Source organism: Streptomyces sp. NPDC031554 (genome assembly GCF_055580685.1).
The window spans coordinates 22,763-39,374 of sequence record NZ_JBVIKX010000019.1 but is presented as its reverse complement, the minus strand read 5'-3'; the positions used below and the strand labels follow the sequence as shown (position 1 = coordinate 39,374).

Annotated in this window: 15 protein-coding genes; 10 read left to right on the top strand and 5 right to left on the bottom strand. The window is 75.0% G+C overall.

Features of this window, described 5'->3' with window-relative positions:
- The first annotated feature begins 160 nt into the window (after positions 1-160).
- Positions 161-1,114, top strand: coding sequence for a MerR family transcriptional regulator (locus ACZ5FU_RS33150; RefSeq protein ID WP_451530367.1), 954 nt, complete (start codon positions 161-163; stop codon positions 1,112-1,114).
- Positions 1,115-1,252: 138 nt separating this feature from the next.
- On the opposite strand, the gene ACZ5FU_RS33145 is transcribed toward ACZ5FU_RS33150, so the two are convergent.
- Positions 1,253-1,948 (bottom strand): type 1 glutamine amidotransferase domain-containing protein, encoded by a 696-nt coding sequence (locus ACZ5FU_RS33145; protein WP_451530366.1) that lies wholly within the window; start codon positions 1,946-1,948, stop codon positions 1,253-1,255.
- 153 nt (positions 1,949-2,101) lie between these two features.
- Between ACZ5FU_RS33145 and ACZ5FU_RS33140 the strand changes: the two genes are divergently transcribed.
- Entirely contained in the window at positions 2,102-3,010 is a 909-nt protein-coding gene (locus tag ACZ5FU_RS33140; protein WP_451781083.1) for a LysR family transcriptional regulator, read from the top strand.
- A 171-nt stretch (positions 3,011-3,181) separates the two neighbouring features.
- Here the strand turns inward: ACZ5FU_RS33140 and ACZ5FU_RS33135 are convergent, their stop codons facing one another.
- Both ACZ5FU_RS33135 and ACZ5FU_RS33130 read right to left on the bottom strand, forming a co-directional pair.
- On the bottom strand, positions 3,182-4,543 hold the full coding sequence (locus ACZ5FU_RS33135) for a cryptochrome/photolyase family protein (RefSeq protein WP_451530364.1): 1,362 nt from the start codon (positions 4,541-4,543) through the stop codon (positions 3,182-3,184).
- 70 nt (positions 4,544-4,613) lie between these two features.
- Complete coding sequence (locus ACZ5FU_RS33130; RefSeq protein WP_468646481.1) at positions 4,614-6,140, bottom strand: SDR family oxidoreductase; 1,527 nt, start codon at positions 6,138-6,140, stop codon at positions 4,614-4,616.
- A gap of 161 nt (positions 6,141-6,301) precedes the next feature.
- Between ACZ5FU_RS33130 and ACZ5FU_RS33125 the strand changes: the two genes are divergently transcribed.
- The 6 genes from ACZ5FU_RS33125 (at position 6,302) to ACZ5FU_RS33100 (ending at position 12,029) form a co-directional block, all read left to right on the top strand.
- Positions 6,302-6,808: a MarR family winged helix-turn-helix transcriptional regulator gene (locus tag ACZ5FU_RS33125; RefSeq protein WP_451530362.1), complete on the top strand. Its 507-nt coding sequence runs from the start codon at positions 6,302-6,304 to the stop codon at positions 6,806-6,808.
- Between the two features lie 161 nt (positions 6,809-6,969).
- The gene (locus ACZ5FU_RS33120) at positions 6,970-9,096 is read left to right on the top strand and encodes an MMPL family transporter (protein WP_468646482.1); all 2,127 of its coding nucleotides are present in this window, start codon (positions 6,970-6,972) and stop codon (positions 9,094-9,096) included.
- 73 nt (positions 9,097-9,169) lie between these two features.
- Positions 9,170-9,337 carry a hypothetical protein gene (locus tag ACZ5FU_RS33115; protein ID WP_398098241.1) on the top strand — a complete coding sequence of 56 codons (168 nt, stop codon included), beginning with the start codon at positions 9,170-9,172 and terminating at the stop codon, positions 9,335-9,337.
- Between the two features lie 472 nt (positions 9,338-9,809).
- Positions 9,810-9,893, top strand: coding sequence for a putative leader peptide (locus ACZ5FU_RS33110; protein ID WP_451530906.1), 84 nt, complete (start codon positions 9,810-9,812; stop codon positions 9,891-9,893).
- A gap of 342 nt (positions 9,894-10,235) precedes the next feature.
- Positions 10,236-10,790: an NADPH-dependent FMN reductase gene (gene ssuE / locus ACZ5FU_RS33105; protein ID WP_451530902.1), complete on the top strand. Its 555-nt coding sequence runs from the start codon at positions 10,236-10,238 to the stop codon at positions 10,788-10,790.
- A 99-nt stretch (positions 10,791-10,889) separates the two neighbouring features.
- The gene (locus ACZ5FU_RS33100) at positions 10,890-12,029 is read left to right on the top strand and encodes an LLM class flavin-dependent oxidoreductase (RefSeq protein ID WP_468646483.1); all 1,140 of its coding nucleotides are present in this window, start codon (positions 10,890-10,892) and stop codon (positions 12,027-12,029) included.
- Positions 12,030-12,109: 80 nt separating this feature from the next.
- Here ACZ5FU_RS33100 and ACZ5FU_RS33095 read toward each other — a convergent pair whose 3' ends face one another.
- Positions 12,110-13,180, bottom strand: coding sequence for an acyl-CoA dehydrogenase family protein (locus ACZ5FU_RS33095; protein WP_469047677.1), 1,071 nt, complete (start codon positions 13,178-13,180; stop codon positions 12,110-12,112).
- A gap of 119 nt (positions 13,181-13,299) precedes the next feature.
- Between ACZ5FU_RS33095 and ACZ5FU_RS33090 the strand changes: the two genes are divergently transcribed.
- Both ACZ5FU_RS33090 and ACZ5FU_RS33085 read left to right on the top strand, forming a co-directional pair.
- Complete coding sequence (locus tag ACZ5FU_RS33090; RefSeq protein ID WP_468839674.1) at positions 13,300-14,718, top strand: aldehyde dehydrogenase family protein; 1,419 nt, start codon at positions 13,300-13,302, stop codon at positions 14,716-14,718.
- A 252-nt stretch (positions 14,719-14,970) separates the two neighbouring features.
- Complete coding sequence (locus ACZ5FU_RS33085; RefSeq protein ID WP_469047676.1) at positions 14,971-15,861, top strand: glycoside hydrolase family 19 protein; 891 nt, start codon at positions 14,971-14,973, stop codon at positions 15,859-15,861.
- Positions 15,862-16,328: 467 nt separating this feature from the next.
- On the opposite strand, the gene ACZ5FU_RS33080 is transcribed toward ACZ5FU_RS33085, so the two are convergent.
- Positions 16,329-16,544 (bottom strand): hypothetical protein, encoded by a 216-nt coding sequence (locus tag ACZ5FU_RS33080; RefSeq protein WP_451781089.1) that lies wholly within the window; start codon positions 16,542-16,544, stop codon positions 16,329-16,331.
- Positions 16,545-16,612 lie beyond the last annotated feature (68 nt).

Here is a 16,612-nt window from a genome sequence, read left to right as displayed (position 1 = left end):
TCCTTCGGCTTGCAGGCCCGACCGCGCGGTGCGGTGTGCGGTATGCGCCGCGCTCTCCCATTGTGCTCTTATTTTTCCTTTATGTGTAGAGTTCCGCGTCCGTCGCCCCGGGTGCGGACGTGCCGCGCCCCGCCTCGTTCCGGCGTCGTATCGTCGGCTCATGCGAGAGTCCCCGAACCCCGACGACGTCGGCCTGACGACCGGCACACTGGCCCGTCGGCTGGGCGTGGCGCCCACCACGTTGCGTTCCTGGGACCGCCGCTACGGGCTCGGGCCGGTGGAGCGCGACGGCGGACGGCACCGCCGCTGGCGCCCGGACGACGTGGCCGTGGTCGAGGCCATGTGCCGGCTGACGTCGGCCGGTGTGCCGCCCGCGGAGGCGGCCAGGGCCGCGCGCGCGGGCGTCGGCACACCGCCCCGGACGGCCGGGATCCCGCCGGGCCGCTCGCGCGCGGCCGGTGCGCTGCCCCTGGGGGCCGACGTCCGCCAGGAGTGCCGGGGCCTGGCCCGTGCCGCGGTGCGGCTGGACGCGCCCGCCGTGGAGGACCTGCTGGCCGAAGCCGTCGAACGGCACGGGCTGCCCGTGGCCTGGGAGGAGGTGATGGTGCCGGCCCTGCACGCCGTGGGACGCAAGTGGGCGTCGTCCGGCGACCGGTACGTGGAGGTCGAGCACCTGCTGTCCTGGCACGTCTCGACCACCCTGCGCCGCGTCACCGGTCCGCCCGCCGCGGGCCGGCGCGCGGAGGGCGCCGGGCCCGTGATGCTGGCGTGCGTGCCGGGGGAGCAGCACACCCTGCCGCTGGAGGCGCTCAACGCGGCCCTGCTCGAACGCGGCACGGCCACCCGCATGTTCGGGGCGGCCGTCCCGGCCGAGGCGCTCGCCGCGGCGGTCGGCCGGCTGGGCCCGGTCGCCGTGGTCCTGTGGGCGCAGGCCCGCTCCACGGCCAGCCCGGCCCTCGCCCAGCAGGTCGCGGACATGCGGTGGGGGGTCAGCGGCGCGCGGCGCGGGCCGACGGTGGTGCTCGGTGGCCCCGGATGGGCGGGGCGCTCCGCGCGGGGACTGCCGCGACCGGCCGGGCTGAAGGAGGCCCTGACCCTGCTGTCCGGCGGGTGAGGGCCGCCGCGCACCGGCCGGACCGGCGCTCCCGCCGGGGCCGGGTGCCGCTCCCGCCGGGGCCGGGTGCGGGACGACCCGGAGCGCCCGGAGCACCGGAAGGGGGGTGTCCGGGGCTTCGGGCGCTCCGCGTCCGGATCAGGCCAGCTTCTTCAGCAGCTCGGCGGCGAGCGGGGCCGAGGAGGACGGGTTCTGGCCGGTGACGAGGTTGCCGTCCACGATCACGTGCGGCGCCCACGGCTCGCCGATCCGCACGTCGACGCCCGCCGCGGTCAGCCGGTCCTGCAGGAGCCACTTGGCCCTGTCGGCGAGGCCGGCCTGCGTCTCCTCGTCGTTGGTGAAGGCGGTGATGCGGCGGCCGGCGAAGACGTTGGTGCCGTCCTCCTTCACGGCGGCCAGCAGGGCGGCCGGGCCGTGGCAGACGACGCCCAGCGGCGTGCCGGACTCCAGGGCCGTCGCCAGGATGCGGCCGGAGACGGCGTCGACGGCCAGGTCCTCCATCGGGCCGTGCCCGCCGGGGTAGAAGACGGCCGCGTAGTCGGCGAGGTCCACGTCCTCCAGGCGCACCGGACTCCGCAGCTCGGTCATCTTCTCGAGTCCGGCCGCGACGCGGTCGGCCCCCTCCTGGCCGCCGTTCGCCCCGGCCGCGAGACTGCCCTTGTCCACCGGCGGGACCACACCGCCCGGCGTGGCGACGACCACCTCGTGGCCCGCCGCGCGGAACGCCTCGTACGGGGCGACGGCCTCCTCGGCCCAGAAACCGGTGGGGTGCAGGCTGCCGTCGGCGAGCGTCCAGTGGTCGGCACCGGTCATCACGAAAAGGATCTTTGCCATGGTGGGTCTCTCCAGGGGTCGTTCCCGACGTTCCGGGTGCGGAGCGTCGGTGTGTCGATGCCCCGAACCTAAGCCGTCAAGCCATAGGCAACCAATGAGAATTCCAATGCCAGGTATGGGAATCCCGATGGCCCACGCGGAATACTGCGTACGGTGGAACCGAGCCATCACCTGGATCTGAACCTGCTGCGGACCTTCCTGGCGGTCTACCGCGCGGGGTCCTTCACCGGCGCCGCCCAACTGCTCGGGCTGTCGCAGCCGACCGTGACGACGCAGATGCGGGCCCTGGAGCGGCAGGCCGGGCGGGAACTGTTCGAGCGGCTTCCGCGCGGCGTCACCCCCACCGCCGTCGCCGACGCGCTGGCCGCGCGGATCGCGGCGCCGCTCGACGAGCTGGCCACGGTGGCCGGCCCCGGCACGGCCGCGGCGGGGCGCGCCGATCCCGTGCACCTCGCCGGTCCCGCGGAGCTGCTGTGCCTGCGCGTGCTGCCCGCCCTCGCGCCCCTGGCGGCCGAAGGCGTCCGGCTGCGCGTGGCGCCGGGCCTGACCGAGCCGCTGCTCGACGAACTGCGGGCCGGACGGCACGACCTGGTCATCGCCACGACCCGCCCGCGCGGCCGCACCCTGACCTCGACGCCCTTCATGGACGAGGAGTTCGTCCTGGTCGCCGCGCCCGTCTGGGCCGGGCGGCTCGGGGACCGGCCGGCCGCCGAACTGCCGGCGGCCCTGCACCCGGTCCCGCTGGTCACCTACGCGCAGGACCTGCCGATCGCCCGCCGCTACTGGCGGCACGTCTTCGGCCGACGGCTGTCCGGTCCCGCCGCCGTGACCGTGCCCGACCTGCGGGGAGTGCTCGCCGCAGTCGTCGCGGGCGCGGGTTTCACCGTCCTGCCGCGCTACCTCTGCGTCGACGAGCTGGCCTCGGGCGCCCTCGTCGCCCTGCACGAGCCGGAGGACCCGCCGATCAACACCGCCTTCCTCGTCCAGCGGCCCGGAGCGGTGGAGAACCCGGACGTCGTCCGCGTCGGCGAACTGCTGCTGGGCGCGGGCCGCACGTGGTGAACGGATCGACGCGCGCGGACGGGGGACGGACGGCCGCGGAGGCCGACGCCGCCGTCACCGCCGGACCGCACGTCCGGCGAGGGGCGCATGTCCGGCGAAGGCCGCCCGCCCTGCGACGGTCGCGGGGCGCGCCGCCCCGCCCGCCGCCCGTCCACCGGCACCACCCGCACCTCAGTCGAGCCCGCGCGCCCGCCGGAAGCGGGCCAGCCCCTCGGACAGCTCGACCACCCGGTCGGGGTAGCCGGCCGCCCGGTCCGGGCCGCGCAGCTTCCACGGCTCGTGCACCGCCGCGCCCCCGATCCCCGCCAGCTCCGGCACCCAGCGCCGCACGTACGCCCCGTCCGGGTCGTACCGCCTGGCCTGGGCGACCGGGTTGAGGACCCGGTTGGGACGGCTGTCGGTGCCGGTGCCCGCGACCCACTGCCAGTTGAGCTGGTTGTTGGCCAGGTCGCCGTCGACGAGCAGTTCCAGGAAGTGGCGCGCACCGATCCGCCAGTCGACGTACAGCGTCTTGGTGAGGAAACTCGCCGTCAGCAGCCGGCCCCGGTTGTGCATCCAGCCCTCGTGGCGCAGCTGCCGCATCGCCGCGTCCACGATCGGATAGCCGGTACGGCCCTCCCGCCACGCCTCGACGTCGTCGTGCGCGGTCCCTTCGGTGCGCCAGCTGTCGTGCCGGGTCCGGTAGTCGGCGACGGCGGCGGCCGGACGGGCCGCCAGCACCTGACGGTGGAAGTCGCGCCAGGCGACCTGCCGTACGAACGCCTCGGCGCCCGCTCCCCCCGCCGCGCGGGAGCGGAGCACGAGTTCGACGGGGGAGAGGGTGCCGAAGTGCAGATGGGGCGAGAGACGGGAGGTGGCGTCGCCGGCCAGGTCGTCGTGCCCCTCCTCGTACCCGGCGATCCCGTGGCGCAGCCAGTCCGCCAGCCGTGCCCGCCCCTCGCGCTCGCCGCCCGCCGCCAGCCCCTCGGACACGCCCGTGTGCGCCGGGAGCTCCTGCGAGCCGACGCCGTCCGGGACGGTGACGGCGCGCGGCGCGTCGAGCGCCTCCCGCAGCCGCTCCCGCGACCAGCGCCGGAAGTACGGCGTGAACACGGCGAAGCGGTCCGACCCGGCCGGTGTCACCGCCCCCGGCGCGACGGCGGCCGTCACGGCGTCGTGCACGTGCAGCCGTACGCCGTTCGCCTCCAGGGCGTGCCGCAGCCGCTCCTCGCGGTGCTGCGCGTACCGGCTGACGTCGGCCGCCAGATGGACCTCGTCGGCACCCGCCTCGGCGGCGACCCGGCACACCTCCTCGACGACGTCCCCCGACCGGAGCACGAGCCGTCCGCCCCGTTCGCGCAGCCCCGCGTCCAGGTCCCGCAGGCAGTCGGAGAGGAAGGCCAGCCGGTTGGGCGCGGCGAACCCGGCGGCGTCGACGGCCCGGTCGCGCACGAACAGCGGGACCACCTCCCGGGCGCCCTCCAGGGCCGCCCGCAGCGGCGGATGGTCGTGCAGCCGCAGATCGGAGGTGAACAGGACGACGGACACGTTCATGACGCCGGCTTCCGACGGGGGTGAGGGGCCACCGGGTGCTTCCGCGCCCGGACGCCCGGCGGATGCGCGCTCACGCCGCGGACGTCCGCCGGGGGGCCTCGGCCGCCGCGGCCCGGGCGATGTTGCGGGCCATGCCGCCGAACACCACCGCGTGGAAGGGGGAGACGCTCCACCAGTAGGCCTGGCCGAGCAGCCCGTGCGGATGGAACAGGGCGCGCTGGCGGTAGCGGGTGCCGCCCGCCGCGTCCGTCTCCGCGTACATCTCCAGCCAGGCCAGACCGGGCAGCCGCATCTCGGCGCGCAGCCGGAGCAGTCGTCCGGGCTCGATCTCCTCGACCCGCCAGAAGTCCAGCGAGTCGCCGACCCGCAGCCGCGCCGCGTCGCGCCGGCCCCGGCGCAGTCCCACCCCGCCGACCAGCCGGTCCAGCCATCCGCGCACCGCCCAGGCCAGTGGGAAGGAGTACCAGCCGTTGTCGCCGCCCACGCCCTCGATCACCCGCCACAGCGCCTCGGGGGAGGCGTGCACGGACACCTCCCGGCAGTCGGTGTACAGGCTGCCGCCCGCCCAGTCCGGGTCGGTCGGCAGCGGGTCGCTGGGGGCACCGGGCAGGGAGGCGGAGGACCAGCGGGTGACGACCTCCGCGTCGCGCACCCGCCGCAGCGCCAGCCGCACCGCCTCGTCGAAGCCCACCGGATGTCCCGGCGGGTCCGGCACGTACCGGGCGATGTCGTGCTCGCGGCACACCACCTCGTGGCGCAGCGACTCGGTGAGCGGCCGCGCGATGGAGGCGGGCACCGGCGTGACGAGCCCCACCCAGTGACTGGAGAGCCGGGGGGTGAGCACGGGCACCGGGACGATGACGCGCCGCGGCAGACCCGCCACCGCGGCGTAGCGGATCATCATCTGCCGGTACGTCAGCACCTCCGGCCCGCCGATGTCGAAGGACCGGTTGACGTCCTCGGGCATCCGGGCGCTGCCGACCAGGGCGCGCAGCACGTCCCGGACGGCGACGGGCTGGATCCTGGTGTGCACCCAGCTCGGCGTGACCATGACGGGCAGGCGCTCGGTGAGGTAGCGGAGCATCTCGAAGGAGACCGACCCCGAGCCGATGACCACGGCCGCCCGCAGCACCGTGGTCGGCACCCCCGAGTCCAGCAGGATGCGGCCGACCTCGGCGCGCGAGCGCAGGTGCGGCGACAGCTCCCGCTCGGGGACCCCGGCCGGGGTGAGGCCCCCGAGGTACACGATGCGGCGCACTCCGGCGGCGCGGGCCCGCTCGCCGAAGATCCGTGCCGCCCGCCGGTCGGTCTCCTCGAAGCCGCGGCCCGAGCCCAGGGCGTGCACCAGGTAGTAGGCGACGTCGACGTCCCGCATCGCCTCCGCGACCGAGGCGGCGTCCGTGACGTCCCCGCGCACCGCCTCCACCCGTCCGGCCCACGGGTGGTCGCGCAGCCGCTGCGGCGAACGGGCCAGGCAGCGCACCCGGTGGCCGGCCGCCAGCAGCTCGGGGACGAGCCGGCCGCCGATGTAGCCCGTGGCACCGGTGACCAGGCAGCGGAGGGATTCCCGGCCGTGCTCCCGGCCCTGCGCGGTCATGAGTCCTGGCCCTGTGCGGTCATGAGTCCTCGGTCCTTCGCGTCGACGTCCCCGCCCGGTATGTCTTCCCCGGGTCTCTTCCCCGTCGGGGCGGGCGGCGGATGCGCGCCGTGGTCCGAGGCCACGATCGGGTGATCGCGGACAGCGGCTACGCTGATCGCGTGGCCACAGGGGACGATCGGGAGCAGCACGAACGGGGACGGGACGCGGGCGCGCCCGCGCCACCGGCCGACCTGCAGGCCTTCGCGGTCCGGCTGCGGCGGATGAACGGCGAGATCAACCGGCTGGTGCACGGGTTCGCGGGCGACCAGGGGCTGCACGCCACCGACGTCCAGGCGCTGGCGGCGATCCTCGACGCCGAGGAGCCCATGACCCCCAAGCGGCTGCGCGAGCACCTCGGGCTGACCTCCGGAGCCGTCACCGCGTGCGTCGACCGGCTGGAGCGCGCCGGTCACGTCCGGCGGGTCCGCGAGAGCGCCGACCGCAGGGTGGTGCACCTGCACTACGTGCCGGACGCCCGGTCCGCGGCGCGGGCCCACTTCCGGCCCCTGGCCGACGCCACGCAGGCCGCCCGGTCGCGGTTCACCGAGGAGGAGCTGTCGGTGGTGCTGCGCTTCCTGGCGGCGATGAACGAGGAACTCTCGGCGATAGCCACCGTCGGCCGCTGAGAGCCGGGAGCCGGGAGTCGGGAACGGGGCACGTTCCGGCGCATCCGCCGACCCGCCCGGGGCAGAAGAACGGACGCAGTCTAAGCTCTCCCCGTCCAAGATGACTCAATGATTGAGATTGTTAGTCATCGAGATACCTGTCCCTTCGCAGCAGGAGAACGATGTCCACCACCCTTCGACGCGCCCGACGGCTCGTCCCGGTCCTGCTCGTCGCCGTATGGCTCGTCCTCGGCGGCGTCCTCGGACCGTTCGCCGGACGCCTGGGCGAGGTCGCCACCAACGACCAGGCCGCCTTCCTGCCGCGCAGCGCCGAATCGACCGAGGTCATCAGCGCCCAGCGGGCCTTCCGCCAGGACGAGACCCTGCCGGCCATCGTCGTGTGGACCTCGGACCGGGACGCCGGTGTGGCGGACCGGCGCGAGGCCGCGGCCCAGGCCCTCGCCTCCCTCGCCGACGCCCCGGGGGTGGCGGGCCGGGTCTCGCCCGCGCTGCTCTCCGAGGACGGCAAGGCCCTGGAGGGCGTGGTGCCGCTGCGCCCCGACCTCGGGGAGGAGCTGGCCCCGGCCCTGGAACGGATCCGCGCCGCGGCCGAGCGGGTCCCCGGCACCACCGTCGAACTGGCCGGACCGGCCGCGACCCAGGCCGACCTCTCCGACGCGTTCGCCGGCATCGACGGTCTGCTGCTGGCCGTCGCGCTGGTGACCGTCCTGGTGATCCTGCTGCTCGTCTACCGCAGCGTGCTGCTCCCCCTGGTGATCATCGTCGGCGCCGTCCTCGCGCTCGGCCTCGCCTGCGCCGTCGTCTACGTCCTCGCCGACCACGACGTGGTGCGCGTGGACGGACAGGTCCAGGGCATCCTGTCGATCCTCGTCATCGGCGCGGCCACCGACTACGCCCTGCTCCTGACCGCCCGCTACCGGGAGGAACTCGCCTCCCGCACGGACCGGTTCGCGGCCATGCGGGCCGCGCTGGGCCGCTCCTGGAGCACCGTGGTGGCCAGCGCCGCGACCGTCGCCCTGGGGCTGCTCGCCCTGCTGCTGAGCGACCTCACCAACAACCGCGCGCTGGGACCCGTCGGGGCCATCGGCATCATCGCCGCCGTGGTGAGCACGCTGACCTTCCTCCCCGCCGTCCTGGTCCTCCTCGGTCGCGCCGCCTACTGGCCCGCCAAGCCGCGACCGGCCGACGGACAGGGCGCCGGAGGGCGGGTGTGGCAGCGGGTCGCGGCCCTGGTGGACCGGGCCCCCCGCAAGGTGTGGGCGGTGTCGCTGGCCGCACTGCTCGCCTGCGCGGCGTTCGCCCCCACCCTCACCTCCAAGGGCGTCCCGCTGGACGAGACCTTCGTCAACGACGCCCCCTCCGTGGCGGCCCAGCAGACGCTCGCCCGGCACTTCCCCGGCGGTTCGGGCAACCCGGTGGTGGTCATCGCCGACGCCGGCCGGCTGACGAAGGTGGTCGAGGCGTCCCGTACGACCGACGGCGTGGCCTCGGCCGCGGCGGTGAGCGCGTCCGGGGCGCCCGGCGGGAAGCCGCTCGTCGTCGACGGACGGGCCCGCGTCGACGTCACCCTCGAGGCGGCGGCGGACAGCGACGCGGCCAAGGACACGGTGGCGCGACTGCGCACCGCTCTGCACGCCGTCCCCGGCGCGGACGCCCTGGTGGGCGGCTACACGGCCCAGCAGTACGACACCCTGCGCACCGCCGAGCGCGACCGCACCCTGATCGTGCCGGTGGTCCTCGCCATCATCTTCGTCATCCTGACCGTGCTGCTGCGCTCCCTGCTCACCCCCGCCCTGCTGGTGGCCACCGTGGGGCTGAACTTCCTCGCCACCCTGGGGATCTCCGGCCTCGTCTTCGAGCACGTGTTCGGCTTCACCGGCACCGATCCGTCCGTTCCGCTGTACGGGTTCGTCTTCCTCGTGGCGCTGGGCGTCGACTACAACATCTTCCTCATGTCCCGGGTGCGGGAGGAGTCCCTGCGGCACGGGGTCCGCGAGGGCGTGCTGCGGGGAGTGACCAGCACCGGCGGCGTCATCACCTCCGCCGGCGTGGTGCTGGCCGCCACCTTCGCCGCGCTCGGCGTGATCCCGCTGGCCTTCCTCGTGCAGATCGCCTTCATCGTCGCCTTCGGGGTGCTGCTCGACACGCTCGTGGTGCGTTCGCTGCTGGTGCCCGCCCTGGTCCGGGACCTCGGCGCCCGCGCCTGGTGGCCGGGGCGGCTCGGCCGCGACCGGGACCGGGACCGGGAGCGTGACCGTCCGGACGTCGCCCGGGTGGACGCGTCCTGAACATGCTTCGGCCCGCAGCGGGCAGCCGTAGGTGACGGACCTGTTCGTATCGAATCGGGAGGTGTCCGCCGCTATGGGCGCGAAGGTGTTGGAGCGTTTCCCCGCAGGAGCCCCGCGCGGATCGTGGCCGGCCGAGGAGTCCGCGGCCAGGCGGCGGGCCGAGGGGGAGCCCGCGACCGTGGTGATGGACCTGAAGTCGGACGCCTTCCTCGTCGTGGTCCAGTCGGGCGACGAGGACTGAGACCGGGACGGGACGGACGGCCGGTGCCCACCCCGCGGGGTGGGCACCGGCCGTCCGCGCACCCGCGGCGGAGTGCGCGGGGACGGGGCCACGTCCGCCGGGGAGCCGGTGCGCACAGCGGTGCACGAGGGGGCCGGACCGCCTGCCGGTCGGCGGCGCGCCCGGCAGGCCCGCCGCCGGATCGCGCACCGTCCCGCCCGACACCGCCCGGGAGGGCCGCGGTCGCCCGGCGGCGCGGCGCGACGGACCGGACCGGGTGCCGCCGTGAGGTGTTCCGGCCGCTCCGTCGGCGCCCCGGCGGGAGGCGGACGCCGCCACCCCCGGTTCGGCGGTCCGCCCGTCACTTCCCCGCGGAAACCCGCGGTCTCCCCGCGGAAACCCGCGGTCTCCCCGCGGAAACCCGTGGTCCGCGATGCGAGACCGGTCGGGTTCTCCTTGACTGCCGAGACCGGCGACTGCCACGATCGACGTCATGAACATGCGACTGGACCTCACGCGGCGACGCCACGTCGACCTCGCGCGCGTCTCCAGCGCCTCCTGTCGCGCCGCGGCCTGATTCCCCGGTCCGCCGCACCCCTCCCGCCGCGCCGCCCGCTCGCCCGACCGCGGCCGCTCGCCGGTTCCCCGCGGCACCGCCCGAACGCGCCACGCCCCCTTCCCGCACCGCGGACCCGGTCCGCACCGTGAACCCGGCGTGCCCGAAAAGGCGTCCGCGCACCGGGAGTTCCGCCCACCTCGACCGTCCCTCCGGCCGGATCGCCGGGGTGAGGGGCCTCGCCGAGGGCACACCGCCCGGGCCCTCCCCGCGCAACTCCCGGTGCGACCCTCCCGGTTCTCCCGTACCGCTCCGCGAGCGCCTCCCGCACGGGGCGCCCGTCCTCCTCCCGAAAGAGGCCCCATGGCCACCGTCCTGTCCGTCTCCGGCAGCCCGTCCGCCACCTCCCGCACCGGCCGCCTGCTGCGCCACCTCGACCGGCGCCTGGCCGCCCAGGGACACGAGGTCGTCCCGCTCGACGTCCGCACCGTCCCGGCCGAGGCCCTCCTCGGAGCCGACTTCCGCCACCCCGCGATCGTGGAGGCCGCCGAGCTGTTCGCGCGCGCCGACGGTGTCGTCGTGGCCACGCCCGTCTACAAGGCGTCGTACTCCGGTGTCCTCAAGGCGCTCCTGGACCTGCTGCCGCAGTACGCGCTGACCGGGAAGACCGTGCTGCCCCTGGCCACCGGAGGCTCCGTCGCGCACGTCCTCGCCATCGACTACGCCCTGCGGCCCGTCCTGAACTCCATGGGCGCGGCCCACATCGTGCAGGGCTGGTTCACCCTCGACAAGGACATCACCGCCCACGAGGACGGCTCGATCGGCCTCGCCCCCGCCGCCGCCGAGGCGCTCGGCCAGGTCGTCGACCAGTTCTCCCTCGCCCTCGGCCGCACACCGTACCTGGCCGCGGCGAGCTGACACCCCCGCGACCGTCCCCGCCACCGTCCGTGCGACCGCCTCCGCGACCGTCCGTGCGACGGCGGTGAAGCCGCGGACATCGCTGATCGGAGACCTGACGTGCCCCTCACCTTCCACTGGTTCCTGCCCACCAACGGAGACAGCCGCCACGTCGTCGGCGGCGGCCACGGCACCTCCGTCACCGCCTCCGGACAGGACCGGCCCCCCACGATCGGCTACCTCGGCCAGATCGCCCGCGCCGCCGAGGACCTCGGCTTCGAGGGCGCGCTCACCCCGACCGGCGCCTGGTGCGAGGACGCGTGGCTGACCACCGCCATGGTCAGCCGGCACACCGAGCGGCTGAAGTTCCTGGTCGCGTTCCGGCCCGGCTTCGTCTCGCCCACCCTCGCGGCGCAGATGGCGTCGACCTTCCAGCGGCAGTCCGGCGGACGCCTGCTGCTGAACGTCGTCACCGGCGGCGAGAGCCAGGAGCAGCGCGCCTACGGCGACTTCCTCGACAAGGACGACCGCTACCGACGTACCGGCGAGTTCCTCCAGATCGTCCGGGGGTTGTGGGAGGGCCGTACCGTCGACCTGAAGGGCGAGCACCTGCGCGTCGAGGACGCCAGGCTGGCGCGGCTCCCGGACCCCGTGCCCGAGGTGTACTTCGGGGGCTCCTCCGCGATCGCCGGGGAGATCGCGGCCCGGTACGCCGACGTGTACCTCACCTGGGGCGAGCCGCCCGCCCAGGTCGCCGAGAAGATCGCCTGGATCCGGGGACTCGCGGCCCGGCGGGGACGGACCCTGCGGTTCGGCATCCGTCTGCACGTGATCACCCGCGACACCTCCGGAGCGGCCTGGGCGGAGGCCGACCGGCTCCTCGCCGGCTTCGACCCCGCCACCGTCAGGTCCGTCCAGGCCGGGCTGGCGCGCAGCGAGTCCGAAGGGCAGCGGCGGATGCTCGCCCTGCACGGCGGCGGCCGCGACGGGCTGGAGATCCACCCCAATCTGTGGGCCGGGATCGGCCTGGTCCGGGGCGGCGCGGGGACCGCGCTGGTGGGGAGCCACGCGGAGGTCGCCGACCGGATCGAGGAGTACGCGGCGCTGGGCGTCGAGGAGTTCGTCCTGTCCGGTTATCCGCACCTGGAGGAGGCCTACTGGTTCGGGGAGGGGGTGCTGCCGAGGCTGGCCGGGGAGGGGCTGTGGACGCATCCGGCGGGGGAGAAGGGAGCTCCGGCACGGGCGTCGTTCGCCGGCTGACCGGCTGACTGATCGACCGGTCGACTCGCCGGTTGACGGGCCGATCCGCCGGCTGTGGCCGTCCGCCGCCGGGCCCGCCGTCAGGTCCCCGCCCGCCCCGACCGGGCCCCTCCCGACCGGGCCCGGTCCGCCAAGGCGTCGAGATGGGCTCCGCGCGACTCCCGCGTCTGGCCCTGGACCATGAGGAACAGGGCCTCCCGCGCCAGCCGTTGGGCCCTGTCCGTCAGCGCCAGGGACCGTCCGCCGCCCGCCACCACCGCCGCCGTCGTGGCCGCGTGCAGCACCTCGTACGCCCTGATCCGGACGGCCAGGCGCTCCTCCAGGTGCTCGTGCGGCACCGGGTGGTCGGCCAGGGCGTAGGCCCGGTCGCGGACCTCGGTGAGACGGGCGCGCAGGGCGGCCGCCGTGTCCTCGTCCAGCAGGGCGAGGGCCGCCTCCGTCACGCCGAACACCGCCGGATTCGCGGCCACCGTCCTCGGGCGGTCGGCGGCGGCCCACCGCGCGAACGGGGTCCGCAGCGCCACCGCCTCCTCGGGCAGCCGGAACCCGTCCAGCTCCAGGGAGACCGTGCGGGCCGCGGTCAGCGCGGTCAGCCGCATCGGTGCCGAGGCCCGCAGCCCCGGCTGTTCCCGCGCCTCGGCGAAGGCGAACAGCGCCTCGTCGGCCTCGGTCACCCCGGCCAGCAGCATGATGTCGTTCAGCCCCCACCCCGTGTACCAGGGGACCCGCCCGTCGAAGCGCCAGCCGTCGCCGTCCCGGGTGACCCGCACCGGGATCCTCGGGTGCGCGCGCAGATGGGCGTAGGCGACACCCGAGAGCAGCTCGCCGCGGGCCAGGGGACCCAGCAGCCGTTCGCGGACGGGGCTCTCGCTCCCGGCCAGCGTCAGGACCGGCGTGTGGTGCTGCGTCTGCACGAACCAGGTCGCGCAGCACGCCCCGGCGAGGATCTCCGCCGTCTCCCGCACCACCGGCGCGGGCGCGGCCGAGCCGCCGTACTCCGCGGGCGCGTGCATGCCGAGCAGGCCCGAGCGCCGGATCTCCGCGAGGTGACCGGCGGGGACCTCCGTCCGGTCCACCTCCTCGGCGTGCGGGGTGAGGACGGTCCGCGCGAGGTGCCGGGCACGGACGACGAGCGGGTGCGGTGCGGTCATGGACCGGATTCTCCCCGACCGTGGTGAACCCACCCGCCGATCCGGGCGGCCGGACCGCGCTGAACCCGCCGGCCGATCCATGCGGCCGCACCGCGTGCGAAACGGCCGGGCCGGGGAATATGTTTCGGTGCATGAAAGGTTGGCGTATACATCGAGCCGACCGCTCGCCGTCCGTACCCAGGGCTGAGAAGCCCGCGCACCACCAGCGAGGCACCGTGACCACCGCCATCCCCGAGCAGCCCGCCGACGTCGTCGCCCGGCTGCGCGCCACCTTCCGCACCGGCCGCACCAAGCCCGCCGCCTGGCGCACCGGGCAGCTGCGCCGGCTGCGCGCGATGCTCACCGAGCAGGGCGCGGACCTGGCCGCCGCCCTCCACGCCGACCTCGGCAAGAGCAGCACGGAGGCCTACCGCACCGAGATCGACTTCACGGTCCGCGAGATCGACCACACCCTCGACCACCTCGACGACTGGCTGCGCCCCGAGCCCGCCCCGGCCCCCGCCCACCTCGGCGCCGACGCCCGCGCCTGGACCCAGTACGACCCGCTCGGCGTCGTCCTCGTCATCGCGCCCTGGAACTACCCGGCCCAGCTGCTGCTCGCCCCGCTCGTCGGCGCCCTCGCCGCGGGCAACGCCGTCGTCGTCAAGCCCAGCGAGCTGGCCCCGGCGACCTCCGCCGCGCTGGCCCGGCTGCTGCCCGCCCACCTCGACACCGACGCGGTCGCCGTCGTCGAGGGCGGCGTCCCGGAGACCACGGCGCTGCTGGCCGAGCGGTTCGATCACATCTTCTACACCGGCAACGGCACCGTCGGCCGCGTCGTGATGCGGGCCGCCGCCGAGCACCTCACCCCGGTCACCCTCGAACTCGGCGGCAAGTCACCGGCGTTCGTCGACCGCGACACCGACCTCGCCGTCGTCGCCGACCGGCTGGTCCGCGGCAAGTTCCTCAACGCCGGCCAGACCTGCGTCGCCCCCGACTACGTCCTCACCGACCCCGCCACCGCCGCCGCCCTGGAACCCCTCCTCGCCCAGGCCGTCGAGAAGGTCTACGGCGCCGACCCGCAGACCTCCGGCGAGTACGGACGGATCGTCAACGAGCGCCACTTCGACCGGCTCACCGGCCTGCTCGGCTCCGGCCGCGTCGTGGTCGGCGGCGGCAGCGACCGTGCGGACAAGTACATCGCGCCGACCGTCCTGGCCGACGTCGACCCCGCCTCGCCCGTCATGGGCGAGGAGATCTTCGGCCCGATCCTGCCGATCGTGACCGTCGACGACCTCGACGGGGCGATCGCGTTCGTCAACGACCGCGACAAGCCCCTCGCGCTGTACGTCTTCTCCGGCTCCGAGGAGACCCGCGCGCGCATCGCCGCCGAGACCTCCTCCGGAGGCCTCGGCCACGGTCTGCCGCTCGCCCATCTCACCGTCTCCGACCTGCCGTTCGGCGGGGTGGGGGAGAGCGGCATGGGCAACTACCACGGCCGGTACTCGATGGAGACCTTCAGCCACCGCAAGGCGGTGCTGGAGAAGCCGCTGGGCTGAACCGCCGTACGGGCCTTGCGCCCGGGGCGCGGCCGGCCCGGCGGCGGCCCGGACCACCGGCCCGGCCGTGGCCCGGCCGGGCCGATTGGTCTACACCCTTGACTGGTACAGACCAAAGCGGTTGAGTGTGCCTCCACACCCCCCACCACGGCCGCCCCCGAGCCGCGGCCGGCTCCGCCGGCGCGCGCACGAGGCCCGGCTCCGCCCTGCCCCGAGCCGGGGACGGCCGTGCTCCGCGAAGGAGTTGATCCCGTGTCGAGGCGCCGTGTCTCCGCGGTCGTGACCGCACTCGTCCTCTCCGCTGCCGTGCCGGTGCTCCTGCCGGCCACCAGCGCGTCCGCCGCCGCCTGTTCGAGCTACCCCGCCTGGGTGGCCGGCAAGGCCTACCGCACCGGCGACGTCGTCCGCTACACCGACGGCAGGGCCTACGTGGCCGAGCACGACAACCCGGGCTACGACCCCGTCATCAGCACCTGGTACTGGGAGCCGTACGCCTGCGACAACGGCCCCGGGACGCCGGTCGGCAGGTTCGTGGTCACCGAGGCGCAGTTCAATCAGATGTTCCCGGGCCGGAACTCCTTCTACTCCTACGGCGGCCTCACCGCCGCCCTCGGCGCCTACCCCGGCTTCGCCACCACTGGCAGCGACACCACCAAGAAGCAGGAGGCGGCCGCGTTCCTCGCCAACGTCAGCCACGAGACCGGCGGTCTGGTGCACGTGGTCGAGCAGAACACCGCCAACTACCCGCACTACTGCGACTGGAGCCAGCCCTACGGCTGTCCGGCCGGCCAGGCCGCCTACTACGGGCGCGGCCCCATCCAGCTCAGCTGGAACTTCAACTACAAGGCCGCGGGCGACGCGCTCGGCATCGACCTCCTCAACAACCCCTGGCTGGTGCAGAACGACGCGGCCGTGGCCTGGAAGACGGCCCTGTGGTACTGGAACACCCAGAGCGGTCCCGGCTCCATGACACCGCACAACGCCATGGTCAACGGCGCCGGTTTCGGCCAGACCGTACGCTCCATCAACGGCTCCCTGGAGTGCGACGGAAAGAACCCGGCACAGGTGCAGAGCCGGGTGACCAAGTACCAGCAGTTCGCCCAGATCCTGGGCGTCTCCCCGGGCGGCAACCTCTACTGCTGAACCCGGGAGGGCGGGTGCCGCGCCCTGTCGGCGGCCTCGGATCCGGGCACCGCGGGCGTCGCGGTCACCCGGAACCCGGCGCCGCGGCCGTCGTCCGCATCCGCCCCGACCCGCCGCCCCCACGACACGGCCGTCGTCCGCATCCGTCCCGCCGCGACGCGGGCGACGGCCGTGCCGTCCTCGTCCTCGGTTCACCCGGCGACGGGCGTGTCGTCCTCCGTCCCGGCGCACCGGGCGATCGCGGCCTGTTCGGCCGTCGCCCGTTGCACCGGGCGGCCACGGCCGTTCGGTCGCCGTCCCGCGATGCGGCGGACCTGCCGCCCCGGGCCTTCCTCCCCGTTCGGCGGGCGGCCCGGCCGCGGCTTCCTTTCCGGCCTCGGGGAATATCGGTACAGCGGTTGACGCCAAGCCGGTGATCATGCTCCTGGCCTCGGGAGTATCGGTACAGCGGTTGGCGCTGAGAACGATTACGGCCCGGTCTGCGTGAGCGCGCTGACGCGGTTCTCGTACTCGCGGCGCGCCTTGCGCTGCGCCGGGATCGCGGGGAGGTCGTGGCCGCTGGAGGTGCCCGGGTCCTCCTCGAAGACGACCGGGTCCTCGATCCCGGCCTCGGCGAGGACGAGGTCCTGGCGGGCGGTGGACTGCTGGTCGGTCGAGACCCGCTTGTGGACGAGATCGGCCACGCTGTTTCCCCGCTCATGCCGCCGCATCGGACTCTGGGTGTCATCCAACCCTGTCGTCAGCCGTCATC